12 protein-coding genes and 1 pseudogene are annotated in these 18,839 nt (G+C 40.3%); 8 read left to right on the plus strand and 5 right to left on the minus strand.

All coding sequences use genetic code 11. The features are described from left to right. Positions 1–132 precede the first annotated feature (132 nt). The 4 genes from FD724_RS39025 to FD724_RS39040 all read right to left on the minus strand — a co-directional run bounded on the left by FD724_RS39025 (position 133) and on the right by FD724_RS39040 (position 6,602). Positions 133–5,364, minus strand: a complete 5,232-nt coding sequence (locus FD724_RS39025; protein WP_179076919.1) for a bluetail domain-containing putative surface protein — start codon at positions 5,362–5,364, stop codon at positions 133–135. Between the two features lie 51 nt (positions 5,365–5,415). After that, positions 5,416–5,724 (minus strand): hypothetical protein, encoded by a 309-nt coding sequence (locus FD724_RS39030; protein ID WP_179076920.1) that lies wholly within the window; start codon positions 5,722–5,724, stop codon positions 5,416–5,418. A 39-nt stretch (positions 5,725–5,763) separates the two neighbouring features. Beyond that, positions 5,764–6,048, minus strand: a complete 285-nt coding sequence (locus FD724_RS39035; protein WP_218651566.1) for an HAD family hydrolase — start codon at positions 6,046–6,048, stop codon at positions 5,764–5,766. 77 nt (positions 6,049–6,125) lie between these two features. Next, the gene (locus tag FD724_RS39040; protein ID WP_179076922.1) at positions 6,126–6,602 is read right to left on the minus strand and encodes a hypothetical protein; all 477 of its coding nucleotides are present in this window, start codon (positions 6,600–6,602) and stop codon (positions 6,126–6,128) included. A 613-nt stretch (positions 6,603–7,215) separates the two neighbouring features. Here FD724_RS39040 and FD724_RS39045 point away from each other — a divergent pair. Continuing rightward, a pseudogene (locus FD724_RS39045) lies at positions 7,216–8,347 on the plus strand (ISAs1 family transposase). Between the two features lie 253 nt (positions 8,348–8,600). On the opposite strand, the gene FD724_RS39050 reads toward FD724_RS39045, so the two are convergent. After that, entirely contained in the window at positions 8,601–8,840 is a 240-nt protein-coding gene (locus FD724_RS39050; RefSeq protein WP_179076923.1) for a hypothetical protein, read from the minus strand. A 709-nt stretch (positions 8,841–9,549) separates the two neighbouring features. Here FD724_RS39050 and FD724_RS39055 point away from each other — a divergent pair. The 7 genes from FD724_RS39055 to FD724_RS39085 all read left to right on the plus strand — a co-directional run bounded on the left by FD724_RS39055 (position 9,550) and on the right by FD724_RS39085 (position 18,701). Then, entirely contained in the window at positions 9,550–13,110 is a 3,561-nt protein-coding gene (locus FD724_RS39055) for an NB-ARC domain-containing protein (protein ID WP_179076924.1), read from the plus strand. 385 nt (positions 13,111–13,495) lie between these two features. Beyond that, entirely contained in the window at positions 13,496–13,969 is a 474-nt protein-coding gene (locus FD724_RS39060) for a GNAT family N-acetyltransferase (RefSeq protein ID WP_179076925.1), read from the plus strand. A gap of 50 nt (positions 13,970–14,019) precedes the next feature. Continuing rightward, complete coding sequence (locus FD724_RS39070; RefSeq protein WP_256874795.1) at positions 14,020–15,528, plus strand: hypothetical protein; 1,509 nt, start codon at positions 14,020–14,022, stop codon at positions 15,526–15,528. 92 nt (positions 15,529–15,620) lie between these two features. Then, positions 15,621–16,844, plus strand: a complete 1,224-nt coding sequence (locus FD724_RS41575; protein WP_256874722.1) for a hypothetical protein — start codon at positions 15,621–15,623, stop codon at positions 16,842–16,844. A gap of 506 nt (positions 16,845–17,350) precedes the next feature. Next, a complete protein-coding gene (locus FD724_RS42315) occupies positions 17,351–17,482 on the plus strand; it encodes a DUF6748 domain-containing protein (protein WP_372726558.1) in 132 nt (43 codons plus the stop codon). Beyond that, positions 17,421–17,939 carry a DUF6748 domain-containing protein gene (locus FD724_RS39080; RefSeq protein ID WP_256874796.1) on the plus strand — a complete coding sequence of 173 codons (519 nt, stop codon included), beginning with the start codon at positions 17,421–17,423 and terminating at the stop codon, positions 17,937–17,939. The genes FD724_RS42315 and FD724_RS39080 overlap by 62 nt, the downstream gene beginning before the upstream one ends. A 186-nt stretch (positions 17,940–18,125) precedes the next feature. After that, positions 18,126–18,701, plus strand: coding sequence for a TMEM175 family protein (locus FD724_RS39085; RefSeq protein ID WP_179076507.1), 576 nt, complete (start codon positions 18,126–18,128; stop codon positions 18,699–18,701). The last annotated feature ends 138 nt before the right edge of the window (positions 18,702–18,839 follow it).

Raw genomic sequence — 18,839 nt, forward strand, 5'->3', positions numbered from 1 at the left:
GTAGTAATGATATGAGCAAAATAATCTTATCACATTGATAAAGTGGGTAAAGCTATGACATTCATGGCTTATTACCCACTCTACTTAAAATTTGATTTGTTAGGATTCGCTCAATAATACTAGGAGCTACGCTTAGGTAGTAGTGAAATTACTAATTCCTAGAGTACCAGCAAAATCTGTTACCTCAATTATGGCATCGGTATTAGTATTAAAGCCATCTGTAGCATCATTAATAGCGACAAAAGTACGACTACCAAAAGAAAATTGAGCAGCAGAGTTAGAAGCAAAACTAGTGGTTGTTAACTTGGCTGCAATGCCTACTATATCCAAAGTTGCCACAGATCCCACATCAACAAATCCAGTGCGTGTATTGGCAATGAGGAATAAATCATTACCAGTGGTAGCATTAAAGTCGGTAATAATATCAAAGCTACTGAAGATGGAATCAGCTAAGTTGCGGTAGTCAAAACGGTCTGCTCCAAATCCTCCAGTTAGAGTATCTTTCTCAACTCCCCCGGTTAATATATCATTACCATCACCACCATTAAGGGTATCATTACCAACTGCACTATCAAGGATATTATTACCAGCATTACCTGTGATGACGTTATTAGCTGCATTACCTGTACCATTAATCGCAGTGGCTCCTGTGAGGGTGAGATTTTCCACGTTAGGCAGGTTAGTCAGACTAAAGGTGACACTCGATTGAATTGTATCTATACCTTCATTGGCATTTTCTGTGACGCTATCATTAGTTGTATCTACAACATAAACATCATTGCCAGCCCCACCTTTTAGGATGTCATTACCACCGCCACCATCAAGCGTGTCATTACCAGCACCGCCATTAAAGATGTCATTGCCTGAAAATCCCAACAAAACGTCATCATATTGTGTGCCAGTAATATTATAGTTTTCCACATTAGAGACATTGACTAAAATCTGACCAGTAACACGGTTCCAGACATGAGGTGTACCAAAATGTCCTATATGAATACCAGCACCATCTACCTTGTTGGTGTAATTAGCTTCGAGAGTATCTGTACCATCTCCTCCATCAATTGTATCAACTGAGCCTTGGCTATAACCAGGGTTAAGGATATCATTACCAGCACCACCATCAAACCTGTCATTACCAGCACCGCCATTAAAGATGTCATTGCCTGAAAGTCCTACAAAAATGTCATCATATTGTGTGCCAGTAATATTATAGTTTTCTACATTAGAGACGTTGACTAAAATCTGACCATTAACACGATTCCTGATATGAGGTGTATTAGAAGTACTAGTAGCTCCTACATGAATACCAGCACCATCTGTTTTTTTCGTGTAACTAGCTTCGAGAGTGTCTGTACCATCTCCTCCATTAACTGTGTCAACTGAGCCTTGGCTATAACCAGGGTTAAGGATGTCATTACCAGCACCACTATCAAACGTGTCATTACCAGCACCGCCATTAAAGATGTCATTGCCTGAAAGCCCTACAAAAATGTCATCATATTGTGTGCCAGTAATATTATAGTTTTCTACATTAGAGACATTGACTAAAATCTGACCATTAACACGATTCCTGATATGAGGTGTATTAGAAGTACTAGTAGCTCCTACATGAATACCAGCACCATCTGTTTTGTTTGTGTAACTAGCTTCGAGAGTATCTGTACCATCTCCTCCATTAACTGTGTCAACTGAGCCTTGGCTATAACCAGGGTTAAGGATGTCATTACCAGCACCGCCATCAAGGATATTATTACCAGCATTAGCTGTGATAAAGTTATTAGCTGTGTTACCAGTTCCATTAATCGCTGCTGTCCCTATTAGAGTGAGGTTTTCGATGTTTGCTAAGGCGGCTAGGCTGAAGGTGACACTAGATTGAATTGTATCTGTTCCCTCATTGGCATTTTCCGTAATCGTGTCAGTGGTTGTATCAATAATATAGATATCATTGCCTGCGCCACCAATCAGGGTGTCATTGCCTGCACTACCATCAAGGGTGTTGTTGCCACTGTTGCCTGTGATAAAGTTACTAGCTGTGTTGCCAGTCCCATTAATCGCTGCTGTCCCTGTCAGGGTGAGGTTTTCGATATTTGCTAAGACGGCTAGGCTGAAGGTGACACTGGATTGAATTGTATCTGTTCCCTCATTGGCATTTTCTGTAATCGTGTCAGTGGTTGTATCAATAATATAGATATCATTGCCTGCGTCACCAATCAGGGTGTCAATACCTCCACCACCATTGAGGGTGTCATTGCCTGCACTACCATCGAGGGTGTTATTGCCACTGTTGCCTGTGATAAAGTTATTAGCTGTGTTACCAGTCCCATTAATCGCTGCTGTCCCCGTTAGAGTGACGTTTTCCACGTTAGGTAGGTTAGCCAGACTAAAGGTGACACTCGATTGAATAGTGTCTATACCTTCATTGATATTTTCTGTAATGATGACAGTAGTTGTATTTACAACATAAATATCATTACCAGTCCCACCATCAAGGGTGTCATCACCACTTCCACCATCAAGGGTGTCATCACCACCGCCACCATTTAGGATATTATTAACAGCATTACCTATGATGACATTATTAGCTGCATTTCCTGTGCCATTAATTGCAGTTTCACCTGTTAAAGTGAGGTTTTCTAAATTATTACCCAGAATATAAGTGAATGAACTTTTAACGCTGTCAATACCTTCATCTATATTTTCAGTAATGGTATCATTTGGGTTATCGACAATATAAGTATCATTACCTTGTCTACCTGCTAAAATGTCGTTACCAGCACCGCCATCAAGGGTGTTATTGCCACTGTTGCCTGTGATAAAGTTATTAGCTGTGTTACCAGTTCCATTAATCGCTGTTGTCCCCGTTAGAGTGACGTTTTCCACGTTAGGTAAATTAGCCAGACTAAAGGTGACACTCGATTGAATAGTGTCTATACCTTCATTGATATTTTCTGTAATGATGACAGTAGTTGTATTTACAACATAAATATCATTACCAGTCCCACCATCAAGGGTGTCATCACCACTTCCACCATCAAGGGTGTCATTATCAGCGCCACCATTTAGGATGTCATTACCACCGCCACCATTTAGGGTGTCATCACCACCACCACCATTTAGGATATTATTAACAGCATTACCTATGATGACATTATTAGCTGCATTTCCTGTGCCATTAATTGCAGTTTTACCTGTTAAAGTGAGGTTTTCTAAATTATTACCCAGAATGTAAGTAAATGAACTTTTAACGCTGTCAATACCTTCATCTATATTTTCAGTAATGGTATCATTTGGGTTATCGACAATATAAGTATCATTACCTTGCCTACCTACTAAAATGTCGTTACCAGCACCGCCATCCAGAAGATCATTATAATTGCTACCTGTTAAATTATCATTTCCATCATTCCCCTGTATAGAGATAAGTCCTGTAACTAAATTCTCGGAAGTACTGACTATTAAATTCCTCAAATCGATAACGTCAGAATATTTAGTACCTATAACACCTTCTATAGATATAAATGATGAAGATGTTACATTTACTCCTGCTGTGAGATTGGAATAGTCAACCCGATCATATCCAATCCCACCATAGATAGTGTCTGACACTTTCTGAAGTACTATATAATCGTTGCCATCACCACCATTTAATACGTCATTTCCATTTGTTCTACCTATTAACACATCATCACCCAAACCACCAGAAAGCGTAACTGTTGGGAAAGAGTTTGTAGCTAAAATAGAGAGTACGTCATTTGCAATAGTTCCATTCAAGATACTATCTGATGCAATTTTCTGCTCCTTAATAGTGTCACTGATCACCCAACCTGAGTTGGCTGAAGTAGTTAACAAATTACTAATAAAATCCTGTTTGCTACCAATGATTAGTGATGATGAGTAGTCGTTAAAGCCAATTCGTAGAATTTCTCCAGAAGCATTACTACCATTTACAAAGCCTATTGAAACATAGTCTTTAGCAGTATCACTGAACGTACCTGAACCGACTTTCCAACTCCAATTTGTTGGTAATTCAGGAAGCGTGATTATATCTACCCCAGGTTGAAAATCCCTGATTTCAACTCCTGTTCTGGCATCTAATATATTAACAGATCCCCAATTACTATTGTTTTGATCAGCAAAGAAGTCGTTTATACCAGCCAGACTATTATTATATTCTTCGATGTCTAAGTACCCATTAGCGGCAATATTAGCTAGATCAACTGCTAAATGTGCTGTAGTGGCTATTACTTCAGCAGCGGAAGCTACACCACCTCCAAAAAAGGGAATTGAGGATGCCGTTTGAGCAGAAGCAGCAGCATAGTCAATTACTGAGCCTGTAATAGCTGCGGCTGTATCCGCTGCAATACGTTTAGCCCGAACATCCCAATCAGGCTCTACTAACATCTCAGCTAACTTTTTTAAATTCCCAGTATTAAAGTCTATTCCGACCTTGCCATTACCAGGAAGCTCAAAATTTACATTGAAGATATCAGCACCGTCATAACCCCAAACTTTTTGTACGAGTCCTGGTGTCGTAGTTCTATAAGATTGAAGTTGGAGAATATCCTCTTGGGTACTTCCATAATCGATAATAGTTGTGGATGTGGTTGTAGGTTTAAGTAATGTTATAAATTGAGACGTAGTTTGAGCATTCTGCTCAATTTGAATAACCTCACTATTCAAAGTAACAGTCGCCGTATCATCCTCAGCCTTTAAAACGGCTAAGTCTTGCTGACTGATATTTTTTCCTTGCACTAACCGAGCAAAAATATCACCTTCATCTCCTGCCGCATCTGTCGTATTAATTTTTGAATCAACATTATGACCGTACTCTTCCAGTAATACAGCCACAATCGCATTGAGATTCTGAGAATTTTGGCTAATAAACTCAGAAGCTAAATAAATCTTGCCTGTGGTAATAGAAAAAGCTCCATTTGCACCATTAATATTATTACGATTCACAATTTCAATGGTAGGAATATCGCTAAGATCCCCTTGAGCAAAATTATCAAATAATTGATTAGCTACTCCCTGATTAAAATCCTTACCAAAAGCAGTTTCCAACTTCTCAGTGTACCCTGCATCCAATCGGAACTGACTGAGATAGCTATAAGTATCCTGTAAAGCTTGATCCACTATTCCCTGAATCTCCAACAAGTCATTTCCACTACTGGAATCAATCTGAAGACTTTCCGCAAAAACTACTGATGTCGTGACTTGCGAAGCTTTGCAAGTCAGGCTTAATCCAGAATCACCTGCGAATCCGCCATTTCTCAGGAAATCAGGTAATAAATCCTGGGTGTTGATTTGTTCCCAAGGAAAATGGGCTTGATGTGAATGGTTTGGTAAAGTTCTGAAGTTTTTCATGACAGATTCCCTTTTTTAAAATTAGCCCTAGTGGTAAAACTACTTAAGCACTTAGGTAATAGACTTCAGCGTAGACCTAAAAATCCTCAAAAATGCTGAAAAATCCTGAATTATATTGCCAGCACGGGCAATCGGTATCATCATATCTGGCACACTAAACGCGGTCATCGGATGAGTAAAAAGCTTAAACGTCATCTGGTTGATAACTTCCTGCGCGCTGCTCCTTAAAATATGAGGCGAGCAGAAATCTGTGAAGTCACGTATAATTCCGAGATCAACAGGTGCGTAATTCAAATCTTCCAACATACATAAACGGTCAGCTTGTTCGCGCACTGCGAGACTCAGACTATTTTTAGGCATGGTTTGGTCACAATATTGATGACATTAGGCATGGTTTGGTCACAATATTGATGACATTAGGCATGGTTTGGTTACAGTATCGATGACAGAAGGGATAGACTGGATGATGTAATCGGGGTTCAAAGACTGACATACATCGGGGTCGCCGTAGCCAAAGGTTACCCAGCCCACTTGAGCGCCTATACTCCGAGCATAGTAGATGTCGGTTGCGGTATCGCCTAGTACTAGATAGCTTTCCGGCAATAGTGCTGAGAAAAGCGGTTTGATCCGATCTTCAAAGCTGCGTGGGTTAAGCTTGGTAGCAAGGTCATTCTCCGCAGCCACTACACTTTGCACCCAATCAACGCAGCATCCTTTGTTCTTTAATTTGTCAATGTACTTTTGACGCGACCTCCATCTGCTTACAGCGCTGGGCAAATGAAAGGTACACCGTAAGTGGTAGTGCCATTTGCTGCATCCTCGTTAAAGTACAAGTTCACTCCAGTGAATGCATAATTCTGTATTTCAACCACTAAATCGTGCTTTCCAGAAGCGAAGCCAGTAAGAGTAAAAGAGAAGTTACCGTTACCTGCTGTGTCTGTGGTGAAATCAGAGTTAGCAGGAGCAAAGGGTGTTGAAGCATCCTTTTTAACGGCTATCTTAAGCACTTTTGAAATCTGATTAGTTTTATGCAAATGCCCGACAACATTAACCATACCTGTAGTATCACATGTAACAACAACAAAGCTGCGATCCTGGTCTATGGTTTGCCCTTGGTTATTACCTACCCATACCTGCATACGCTGCTTTGTTGACGTTGCATTAGCTTGTAGAAGTGGCACTGCACTCAAGATTAGAGACATTAACGTCAAAATACTGATTTTTTTGAGTTTATTCATGCTTATTCCCTGCTTATTTACTGGTTTTTGTCAGTTATCTCGGTTTTAATTAACCTGAGCTTTGCCTGATGAGATAACTATAAAAAAAGAGCGTGGTATTTCAAAGGGAATAAACAGGAATTTGACGGCAATATAGACGGCAATATAAGGAAAAGCCAGGCAATCTTCGTCTAACTTTTAGTGTTCAGGGGGCGACAAGGGAGCTAAAGAGCTTGCTATATAAGTGACATAGCTTTCAAACCCTGGCGATAAAACCTCTATTTATTGCGAATAGAACCCATGAGTTCCTCAACCCATATTTGACACTCACGAAAAGCAGTTATCCAATTTTGTCCGTATAAACCTATCCAAAAATTACTGTGCCGTTTTTTAGTTCTACCTTTTTCTTGAGTCCGACAGATATAGAGTTGTCTTTGTAATTTGGTCCTTTATCCAGGGCAAACGCATCTAAATATAGTACATAAATACTAAATAAAGGATAAAGGTAGCGATGCCTACGGCGGGCTTCTCTACGAGACGCTACGCGAACGCCTACGCGTGTGGTATAAAGGATATCTTTGGGACATTGATGGTAAAGTCATTGTAGAAGTAACAATAAAGCCCCACGGAAGGCGTGAAACTCAAGCCCAAAATTACAATTGCTGACCACTTTGCACAGATGTCAGATCCACGAATAGATCGTACAAAACGTCATAAGCTAATCGATATTTTGACTATTGCCATTTGTGGAGTGATATGTGGGGCAGATAGTTGGGTGGCAATTGAAACATACGGATGTGCAAAGTAGTCGGGTTAAAAACGTTTTTAGAGCTACCAAATGGGATACCATCACACGACACTTTTGCGCGAGTATTTGCACAAATAAATCCCCAAGAGTTCCAAGAATGTTTCCTTAATTGGATGAAATCAATAACTAAGATAACTAATGGTGAAGTTGTAGCAATTGATGGGAAAACTTTACGCGGTTCTTACGATAAAAGTAGTGAGCAGAGTGCAATCCAAATGGTAAGTGCCTGGGCAACTACAAATAAATTAGTGTTGGGACAGGTAAAGGTGGATGAAAAATCAAATGAAATTACAGCGATTCCAGAATTATTAAAGGTATTAGAACTATCTGGATGTATTGTGACGATTGATGCAATCGGTTGCCAGAAGGAGATTGTGAAGTTAATTACACAGCAATCAGCAGATTATGTAATCACATTAAAAAAGAACCAAGGTAATCTTTATGACTCAGTTGAAAACCTATTTAAAACAGGATAAGTACGAGTTTTAAAGGAATTGAGCATAGCACATATAAAACAGAAGAAACAGGGCATGGTCGTCATGAAATTCGCAATTACGTAATGTTAACTAGAATTGGGTCACAACTCGATCCAGATTCAGTGTGGTCAAAGTTTAGCAGTGTTGGGATGGTAGAGTCCATCCGCTTATCTGATGGTAAAACAACAGCCGAAACTCGTTATTTCATTAGTAGCCTTATCAATAATGCTAAAGAATTCGCCAATTCTGTTCGTAGTCATTGGGCTATAGAAAACTCATTACATTGGGTGTTGGATGTTGCTTTAAAAGAAGATGACTGCCGGATTAGGAAAGACAATGCTCCACAGAATTTCGCAGTATTACGGCAAATTGCAGTCAATCTTTTAGGTAAAGAGAAGCGAGTCAAACGAGGAATCAAAAATAAACAGTTTCTCGCCGCGATGGATAACAACTATTTAGAAACAGTTTTATCATTAGCGTAAACTAGCCTGTCTGTCAATAATTTAGTTATGATTATTACTTATTTTTAGGGATAAGCTTACTTATTTATGCCTGAATAGTTAACTAATTTATTCTTAGATAAGAGTTCTTTCATTAGAGATAAGCTAATTTACGTGTTAGCAAAATAATCGATTTATTCTGTTTATCTGTTTTGTCAAGTTTTGCACTTATATAAATTATTTTGAAATCCTTATAAGTTTTTATTAGGAAATAAGGTGCGTTTCCTCTGGTCCTTTATCCTTGTAACCAAGCAGAAGTCATTGCCAGGGCAATTAACAAAATTAAACGTACAAGTCTATCAGGATTAGCTTTTGAACCCTCCAGATTGTAACCAACAGTTTTACAGTCTTTAAACATTGCTTCTATTCCAAAACGATAAACATAAATTTTAACGACAGTTTCTAAATCGGCGAGATTAGTTAATAAATACCAAGCATTATCTTCTTGTTTATTTTTATATTTATTTTCCAGCACACAGCTAAATTAAACCGATTAAATCCTCGTTTCTAGGTAAAGGTTATGCTGAATGCGAACGCAGAACTTATAAGAAATACGAGACTGGTATCTCACCAATGCATGATTCATTGTCAATAAACCCCTGTTTTTTCTCCATTTTTTCAAAGGGCATGTACCCTCTAATCTTTATATAACTTGGTTTGGTGATGATTGCCACCCCTTAAAATGAGCGTGTTTAGTCTCAAAAAGCTTGCTCAGAAAGGATTGTGGATAAAGCACTACATATACGGTATAGTAATTGAAATTTAGTGCTAAAGGTGACGAAGAATATCAGTAAATCAAGGTAACGAAGAATATCAGTAAATCAAAAAGTTCTGCGATCGCTTGTGAAACTATAGCAGTTCTAAGTGGCTTTGTTGCATTAAAGAAAAATAGACAGACCAATTAGCAATTGGTGTTAAAGTTAACCTTATATTTTGTAAGTGTCCGACTTCCCTAACTGGGCATTGAGTCGAGATAAAAATACCGTTGGCGAAACATTATTAATATAAAAATGCCGCCTAAGCCTTCTAGATGTGTAAGTCAGGAGGTAATTTGACCTCAAACTTCTGAGACCTTTATCTATATAACGATGATTCATATCATCCTTAGACAACTAGTATAATTTTTAACTTAGTTTTATTTTTAAAATATTTCTAAAGCGTAGGTATGTTGAGAAGAAATCAAAATGTCATCAATTAAAGTAAACCAAAAAGTGTTTGAGCAACTTAAGAAAGCTTATCAAGAAAAATTTGGCGGGTCACCTAGTTTACTAATCAAGAAACTCGATATTACTTACGAAGACAAAATAGATCGTAGAGCAGGTAGTTCAGAAAAGTTAATTTCAGAGAAAACTATCCGTAATTTTTTTAACAGTACTTCTATATTAAATATGCAAGAAAAGAACCTCAACTTTCTATGTGGGGAACTGTTGCAATGTAATAGCTATCAACAAGCTTTGGAAAAATTTGAGGAAGTAAGGATAGCTACTCCACGAGCTGATTGGATAGAAGCACCTGATGTTTCCATTTTTTATGGACGTATTGAAGAACTCGTTCAGTTAAAAAAGTGGACTTTGACAGACAGATGTCGCCTAGTATTACTTTTGGCAATGGGTGGAATGGGTAAAACATCTCTGTCAACCAGGCTAGGGCAAGAGATTCAGAATGAATTTGATTATGTTATCTGGAAATCGCTCCGAAATGCCCCGATTATCAAAGACATATTAGCAGAAATTATTAAATTTTTATCTAACCACCAAGAACAAAATTTACCAGAAACAACATACGAGAGAATTACCAAACTAACTAAGTATTTTACCGAACACCGTTGTTTATTAATACTGGATAATGTGGAATCAATTCTGCGGGAGGAAGACCGTGCTGGGCAATATCGAGAAGGATATGAGGAATATGGTGATTTATTTAGACGATTGGGAGAAGTTTCTCACGAAAGTTGCATAGTACTGACTAGCCGAGAAAAGCCTCAAGAATTTGTCAGGCTAGAGGGAAACAATCAACCTGTGCGCTCATTACACCTAACTGGATTACCGGAACAAGAAGGAAATAAAATATTTGCTGAGAAAAATATCTTTGGCACAGAGCAAGACACCAGAAAACTTATTGCTGACTATAAAGGCAATCCATTGGCTTTAAAATTAGTATCAACAACTATTCAAGATTCATATAATGGAAATCTTTCGGAATTTTTATTGTCAAATACAATAGTTTTCGGCGATATAAGTACTTTACTCGATGAGCAGTTTAAGCGTTTATCAGAGAAAGAGAAAATGCTGATGTACTGGCTGGCGATTGAAAGAGAGCCTATTTCTCTTCAAGAATTAAAAGATGACATTCTATTACCAGTTTCATCATCATCTTTACAAGAAGCAATTGACTCTTTGGCATGGCGCTCTCTCCTGGAAAAAACTATAACAGAGAAAACAGCAACGAATTTTACTCAACAGCCAGTAGTTATGGAGCATGTGACTGCTCGCTTAATTGATGCGATATGTCACGATATTAACTTAGGGCAAATTTCAGTCTTTAATGAGTATGCCCTGCTAAAAGCGCAGACTAAAGACTATGTTAGAGAAACTCAAATTTGTCTCATAATCGAACCAATTTTAAAAGCTTTTAATAACAAAAAAAGCTTAAAAATACAACTTAATAAAATCCTTGCAATACTCAAAGATAAATTTCTGGAAATACCAGGATATGCAGGAGCAAATCTTCTCAACCTGTTTGCGGAATTAGGAACTGATTTAACAGAGTATGACTTTTCTAATTTAATGATCTGGCAAGCATATCTGCCAAACGTGCAGTTACATCGCGTAAATCTCATGAACTGTGATTTGGCTAAGTCTGTTTTTGCTGAAACATTAAGTAATGTTTATGCTTTAGCTCTTAGCCGAGAAGGAAAACTAGCTACAGGTGATGATAGTAGCGTAATTCGCTTATGGACAGTTCCAGACTTGAAGCTAATTTTGACCTGTGAGGGACATACCGATTACGTAAGAGCAGTTGCTTTCAGTCCGGATGGGCAAACCTTAGCAAGTGGCAGTGACGACTTTAGTGTGAAAGTATGGAATGTTCACAACGGAGAATGTCGTATAACTTGGGAAGGTTATCACACCAGTTGGGTATGGGCAGTTGCCTTTAGCCCTGATGGTGTTACTGTTGCTAGCGGCAGTGATGACAAAACCATAAGATTGTGGAATGTCAACACTGGCGAATGCCTCAATACCTTGGAAGGTCACAATAATGGGGTACGGGTAGTCGCCTTCAGTCCCGATGGGAAAATCCTTACCAGTGGCAGCAACGATAAAATGGTAAAGCTCTGGGATGTGACAACGGGGAACTGCATGCAGACTTTGCAAGAACATACTGACAAGGTACGCTCTGTTGCTTTCAGTCCATGTCTGCATATTCTTGCCAGCGGTAGTGAAGATCAAACCATTTGTTTGTGGGATGTTAAAACTGGTCAATGCCTCAATACTTTGTCAGGACATGCGGATCAGATTTGGTCAGTTACCTTCAGTTCCGATGGTAAAATCCTTGCCAGTGGTGGTAAAGACCAGACTGTAAGCTTGTGGGAGATTAAAACTGGGCAATTTCTCAAACGTTTACAGGGACATAATAGTGGAGTACAATCGGTATACTTCAGTTTTGATGGTAAAACTCTTGCTAGTGGCAGTGATGACCAAACCGTAAGATTGTGGGATGTAGAAACGGGACAATGCCTTAAAACTTTACAAGGACGAAGTGAACAAGTAGGGGTAGTCGCTTTTAGCCCTGATGGTAAAACCCTTGCCAGTGGGTGTGGAGCAAAAATGGTAAGGCTATGGAATATTGAAACAGAAAAGTTTACACCCTTAGAAGGACACACCAACCAGGTATGGTCAGTTGCTTTCAGTCCCGACGGCAAAAAACTTGCTAGTGGCAGTAATGATGGAACTGTGAAGTTGTGGAATATGACTACAGGACAATTTTCCAATACTTTAAAGGGACACAAAAATAATGTGTCATCAGTCGCTTTTAGCCCTGATGGCAAAACCATTGCCAGTGCCAGTGGTGATTTTACGGTAAAACTATGGGATGTTAATACAGGTCGCTGCCTCAGTACTTTAGAAAAACACACTAATCAGGTTTGGGCAGTTGCTTTCAGCCCCAATGGGAATCTCCTTGCCAGTTCCAGTGGTGACAATACGATCATTTTATGGGATGTCAATACTCGGCAATACCTCAAAATTTTAGAGGGTCACACTTCTCAAGTATGGAGAGTTGCGTTCAGTCCAAATGGAAAACTTCTTGCTAGTGGCTGTGATGATAAGACAATTAAGCTATGGGATGTTGATGCGGGGCGATGCGTTAATACTTTGGAGGGACACAAGGAGTGGATCTGGTCAGTTGTATTCAGTCCAAATGGAAAACTCCTTGCCAGTGCCAGTGGAGACCATACAGTAGGGTTATGGAAGGTTAGCACTGGAGAGAATCTTAAATTTTTGGAGGGGGAGACAGATTCAGGTCGTACTAATAACTTTGAGTGGTCAGTTGCTTTTAGCCCCAATGGTAAAATTGTTGCCAGTGGAAACCAGGATGAAAGGATTAGGCTGTGGGATGTAGAAACTGGCGAATGCTTAAAAATTTTAAGAGCCACCAGACTTTACGAGGGCATGAATATTAGGGGTATCACAGGTCTAACAGAAGCTCAGAAATCCACACTGAAAGCTTTAGGGGCACTTGATTAACTCCGAAATTAATTCCGGGTATTGTAACGATTCATTAAAATTTCATCTCATTGCCATCATTTTAGTCTTTAGGATAGGACATTAATATAATTGGCAACTATGTAAATACATGTTTATCTGCTTTCTCCTTATATTACCGTCGAATTTACTGTTTATTCCTTTGAAATACCGCCCTCTTATTTTAGGGAATTCACGAGTCAGAATTTAGGAGCCAGACTAACTAAAAAATTATTATAGATGAATACGCTGATATCCTTAAGCTTCTTATTAGTTCTGAATTCTAACTTCTGGTTGCTGAATTATTACGAAACTTTGAAGCCTTCAATTCGTTAAAACTCTAATATTTAATTACATAAACTATATGGAACAGGTAATTATAAGAGAAATGATATCTACTGATTTGAATGCTGTAACTAGGATATACGAAGAGGTATTCAATCCTACTTACATTAGTTTCAGTGAATTGGCTGAGGGAAAAGCAGTAGGTTTTGCTCTACCATCCCCTGAAGCTGGAACTATTTTTAGAAAACAACTCATCGGTCGCCTTTACATCTCTTCATCTGGTCTGTTTGTTGCCTGTTCTGAGAATAATATTGTTGGCTTTGCCTTGGCATCACTCCACACTACTGAAGCAGGTCATATTGAATGCTGGCTAGACGATATAGGCGTGAGTCATATTTATCGTTGTCAAGGAATTGCCAAGATGCTTGCTAAACAGGTTCAGGACTGGGGTAATCAAAACGGAGCTAAATACTACCTTCTAGAGTCAGGAATACAAAATGAGACTGCCCATCGTTTGTTTGAGCAGCTTGGATTTCACCCTTTAGCCATAGTATTTTGCAAAAATAGTCTCAGTTAATAAGGTCAATTCCCTGTGAATGCCTGGAGATCATTGACGCAGTTGGCGAGTTGGGCGGACACATCAAAAACGAGCGTCAAGCCCGTCCACTACTACGCTTAGTCAAGGAACCAGAGAAACTAAAACAAGCTGTAGCGATCGCTCTCAAAGATAACCCTTCCCCTGGTGAATCAGACTTTGCGGCTGCTGCCCAAAAAGTGGTTCCTCAACTTCCACGCAAAAAGCAATCTAGTAGTGTACCAACCCAAAATTGCTACGTGGAGGTAAGCAAGGGAGCAGGGGAGCAGGGGAGCAGGGGAGAAGGGGAGAGATTGTATAAGTTAAGTTCTTTCCCCTCTGCCCCTCTGCTCCTCCGCTCCTCTGCTGACCACAACGCAAAGTTTCCTTGGCAGACTACTAGTCAGGAACCAATGGTTCCCAAAATTCAAGAACCAGTGGTTCCTAAATCCGCCATTGTCACAGTTTCGCAACAGTCACATCCAAGATATGGAGAAGAGGGAACCATTGAGGCAGACGCACCAAATCATTGGCAGCAGATTGTCACTTTTGCTGATGGCGAGAGGTTGTTGATCAACAATACTGATTTAGATGCCGCTAGCGTTCCATTCCCTAGAGAGCGCACTTACCCCGCAGAATATACGGAAGCGATCGCAGCACTCGAAGAACAGCATAAACAGGAATTAGAGCGACTTTCCCAGGAATTGAGAATTGGACTACAAGCAGAAGCAGGGGCTAAAGCCGAAGCGCAGGTACAAGAACAAATTCAATCTCTACAACAACTCTTTAAACAACAGAAAGAAGAAAATATCCAGTTACGGCAACAGCTTTCTGAGATAGAGGGATTAAGAAAACTGGAAATTGAAAATCAACAACTCCTTTCTCGCATTCAGGAATTAGAAAACGCCGTACAACAGCGCCCTTCTCAAGAATGGGGGAATACCATGACCCAACAAACGACCAAAGTTTTGAACAAGCAAGTCAAGCAAGCCTTGGAGAAAACTATTGATCTGCGATCGCTGGCTCAGGAACCGCCAAAAGAAAATGCCCAAGAATGTCTGCGACTCATGGGCATGGCATTAAAAAACTTAGCCAGTGCCATGAACAATACCCAAGCGCTTGAAGCTGCGGCGATAATTTTGGGGAGTGAACCTACACCAACTGCGATCGCATATCGAGCCGAACAACTGGAAATACTGCCCCAGGCGGTTAGTGATATTCGGGGGGTGCTTGCACAGCCTGGGTGTAGTTGGGAGGAATTTTGGAATGTTGCCCAAGAGTATGAAGTGATTAAACAGGATTATCTAGGAGAATTGACCACCCAAGAGACTGATTTAATTACCAAGCTCCAGAACGCATCTACTCAACCGGACACAATTGGCGTTGGCTCTATTGTTGCCCATGCTGACCCATATCGCACTTTATATGTCGAGAGAGGAGAAGTTGTAGAGGACTTGGGAGAAGAGTTGGTAGTGGCTTGGCATTGCTGGAAAGAGCGCTCAAGGAAGACTGAGAGGTACTTTCGAGATGAGTTGCGATTCTGGCAAGGTGAGAACCAGTAAATAAAGACTCGCTTTGAGAATAGCTAAAAAACTTAGACGCGGCATGAATTAAAAAGCCGCCCAATTTGTAATGAGAAAAATCGGAGGAGAATATGACTACAGCACTACAAATAATTGATGGTGGCAACAAACGTGACAGGCGCTCATCTGAGAAAGCCACTACTCGACCACATTGCAAAGTTTCAATAGATGATGTCAACTGGATAAGACAACAAGCTCCATGTGTGCAACAGTTGTGGCTTGATTGCGTCGCGGCGGAACAGTTCGGCGGGGCAGCGCATAAATTAGACACCAACCTCAGCCGCAACTCGTTTCTCAAAGCCAGCGCTGTTATAAATGGTGCTGGACTGTTTGAGTTTGAGGAAGTTAGGAGCAAAACTCAATCTGGTAGATCCGGTGTTACCAGTTACCGTGTTAAAAACTTGCATGGTTACTTTAACAGACACTACTGGGAGAATTTTAACAATCAATCCGTGACAGTCGAGAGTCAAGCCGTCATCCCAGAAAATCAACAGGTGATGCCCCAAAATCATCAAATGATATCTGAGCGTCAAAATTTGACATTTTCAGAGGCTAAAAAGCCTACACAGCAGGAGTTTCAAAAACCTAACAACGTTTCTAACAACCCGTTAACTACCTACCAACAACCAACTAAGGTTGTTGGTATGGTAGTTGGTTCTGACGCGCCAAGCAAAAATCTGGGTGTTGAGGAGACGGCTCATGCGCCCTTGAGGGGCGCGTCGCCTCAACGTATCGAAAGCGCGTCAGAACTTGAAGAATTGCCTGTGGCAAAAGACTGCACGACGCTAGCGCTTGTGGATACTGCATCGAGTCAGTCTGCTTTGTTGTTGGCTGAAAAGCAGGACTGTGGTGTTGAGCCGAGAGACTGTCATGAAGGTATTTGTTCCGCCGCGCCTGTTGCACAAAATGAAAAATTTTTAAATTCTGCGATCGCTAATCAAACTCAGAGCCAGGGGCAGGTAGAACAAGGTAATCCCACTCCGTTGTTAGTTGAAAATTCAGTTTCAGGTGTAGAAGTCAGAGCCGTTCATGAAGGCGCTTGTTCCGCCGCGCCTGCCCCCAGTGCTGAAAAGTGGTCGCATGAGGCGATTATAGCGAGGTCAAATATGCGACCTGTAAGAAGGGAGAAACTGAATCGAGCGGCAAATTCGGGCGAGAATCCGGGGTTTGAGTTCTTGTTCTCGTGCTGGAATGATGACCCTGCTTTGCAGATCGTGATCAAGAAACTGCTGGTGAAGTATCCGCAGTGGGGGGTTGCGGTTGTGGATGGGGTGTTAGTCAATTGGGAAGGATAACATCTCAGTTCATTTGGAATAAAACTCAACGATCTGCTTGAGTCGGCTTTTGTTGTTCTTGTGCAAGTGCAAGTTGGCTAAATGCAGAGATTGGGTTTAAAGTCGGGCGTTTCTGGGACAAAGTTGGCAAAAACAATGAGTCCTTAAAATTCCTTTAAGGTTTCCTGTAAGGTTTTTTAACCTCTTGTCAGTAGTGTAAGAGTTATAGTATTCCAACTTACCTTGTCAACTCCGAGCTTGTGTATAAGTAATTTTGACAGTTTTTACGAGAAATTCTGTCAACTCTGCTTTTAACAAAGGTATTGAACCCTCAAATAAAATCTAAAGTTACCATGAACAAACAATCGTTTAACTACAAATACCCAATTATTCCTCTATTAGGTGCAATAATAGTCACCAACGGATTTTTATCTAAAGTATCGGCGCAAAATATTTCTGCTCCAGAGACTACTGATTCTGTTGCAGTCAGTGTCAAAAATCAAGAGTTTCCACAGTGGGGATATTACATGGTGCGAAGAGATTTTCGCAAATGTGCTTCTCCTATATGTGGGGGGATATTTTATAAAGCAAGTCAACTTGAAAGCTACTCCTTGCTTAGATGGTGTTTTTCGCTCCGAATGCTATGTGTCTGCAATTGATTGGAATTCCCTGAAAGTCTCGCCTTCCGAACTAATAAAAATTCAAAATGATGATGGTAGCCGTGTGATTCTCAGAGGTAACATCATTCCAGTAACATTTTCTGGATTCGGTGAGTTTGGGAATTTAAGAGTAAAAGAAGCCTTCTATGCGGCGACAAATACCCCAGCAAAAGGCACTTTTGTGGCACTAAAAGACAATGGCATTCGTTGCATCACAACTCCTTGCTTCTCCACAGATAATCTGGTTCTAAACAAGCCTTATATTTCTCAAGTTTCGTCAATCGATTTGAGCCAAACGGGTGCAACACAAAAACAACTTGACGCAGCAGCAAGTGAAATTTTTGGTCAAGGTTTGATTGCTGTAGGTACAACAAAGGTAGTTGAAAACGTAGATCCAACCAAGAGAGATACTCAGTTTGTCGCTACACAGTTTTATCTAAGAGTGGAACCGAACTAAAGGTTGCCCCCGTAAAGTAGTGGTCTGGCAACCCAACTTTGCGTGGTGGCAGGTTGGAGAGGGGAGAAATTTTCTCCCCCTGCTCGACCTATACCGCTCTCATTGGGTTGGTGAACTACTAGCCAAATGCGTGCTATATCTTTACCAACGCGATAATTTACAGAAACAGAGAACCTGTATAAACCAATGTTCAAGGGGAGATTAGAAGCCTTTAGCGATGGTGTAATCGCTATCATCATCACCATCATGGTGCTGGAATTGAAAGTGCCTCATGGGGGCGATATAGGCGCACTCCGTCCATTATTGCCAATATTCTTGAGCTATATCTTAAGTTTCGTCAACGTTGGAATCTACTGGAACAACCACCATCACCTGCTACAGGTAGCCAAGCAAGTGAACGGGCGAACTCTCTGGGCGAATTTGCATTTGTTGTTTTGGTTATCCCTCATTCCCTTTGCTACTGCTTGGATGGGCGAAAACCACTTTACGGCTTTGCCTGTTGCTTTTTATGGTGTGGTTCTGTTGATGGCGGCGATCGCATACTTTATTCTGAGTCGTACCTTAATTTCTCATCACGGTAGAGATTCAATGCTGGCCAAGGCTGTTGGTCGAGATTTTAAGGGCAAAATATCAGTGTTGATTTATGCGGCGGCAATTCCCCTTGCTTTTGTAAAACCGTGGTTTGGCTGTACATTGTATGTTTTAGTCGCGATTATGTGGCTTATCCCTGATCGCCGGATTGAAAGGACGCTTAAACCTTAGAGAGAAAAAAATACTACTAAACCAGTTTAAGGTTTGATAGTATTTTTAATCAAATATTCCGCCAGAAATTCTTACTGATAGATTTCAAACTAACTGTTTGTATTTCAACATGAAGCACTTCAGTATTCTGCCCAACAG

Origin of the sequence: Nostoc sp. C057 (assembly GCF_013393925.1) — a bacterium.
Lineage (GTDB): Bacteria > Cyanobacteriota > Cyanobacteriia > Cyanobacteriales > Nostocaceae > Nostoc > Nostoc muscorum_A.

Coding starts and splice junctions, on each gene's coding strand:
- FD724_RS39025 (WP_179076919.1), bottom strand. CDS start 5,364: ATGAAAAACTTCAGAACTTTACCAAACCATTCACATCAAGCCCATTTT.
- FD724_RS39030 (WP_179076920.1), bottom strand. CDS start 5,724: ATGCCTAAAAATAGTCTGAGTCTCGCAGTGCGCGAACAAGCTGACCGT.
- FD724_RS39040 (WP_179076922.1), bottom strand. CDS start 6,602: ATGAATAAACTCAAAAAAATCAGTATTTTGACGTTAATGTCTCTAATC.
- FD724_RS39055 (WP_179076924.1), top strand. CDS start 9,550: ATGTCATCAATTAAAGTAAACCAAAAAGTGTTTGAGCAACTTAAGAAA.
- FD724_RS39060 (WP_179076925.1), top strand. CDS start 13,496: ATGATATCTACTGATTTGAATGCTGTAACTAGGATATACGAAGAGGTA.
- FD724_RS41575 (WP_256874722.1), top strand. CDS start 15,621: ATGACTACAGCACTACAAATAATTGATGGTGGCAACAAACGTGACAGG.
- FD724_RS42315 (WP_372726558.1), top strand. CDS start 17,351: ATGGTGCGAAGAGATTTTCGCAAATGTGCTTCTCCTATATGTGGGGGG.
- FD724_RS39085 (WP_179076507.1), top strand. CDS start 18,126: ATGTTCAAGGGGAGATTAGAAGCCTTTAGCGATGGTGTAATCGCTATC.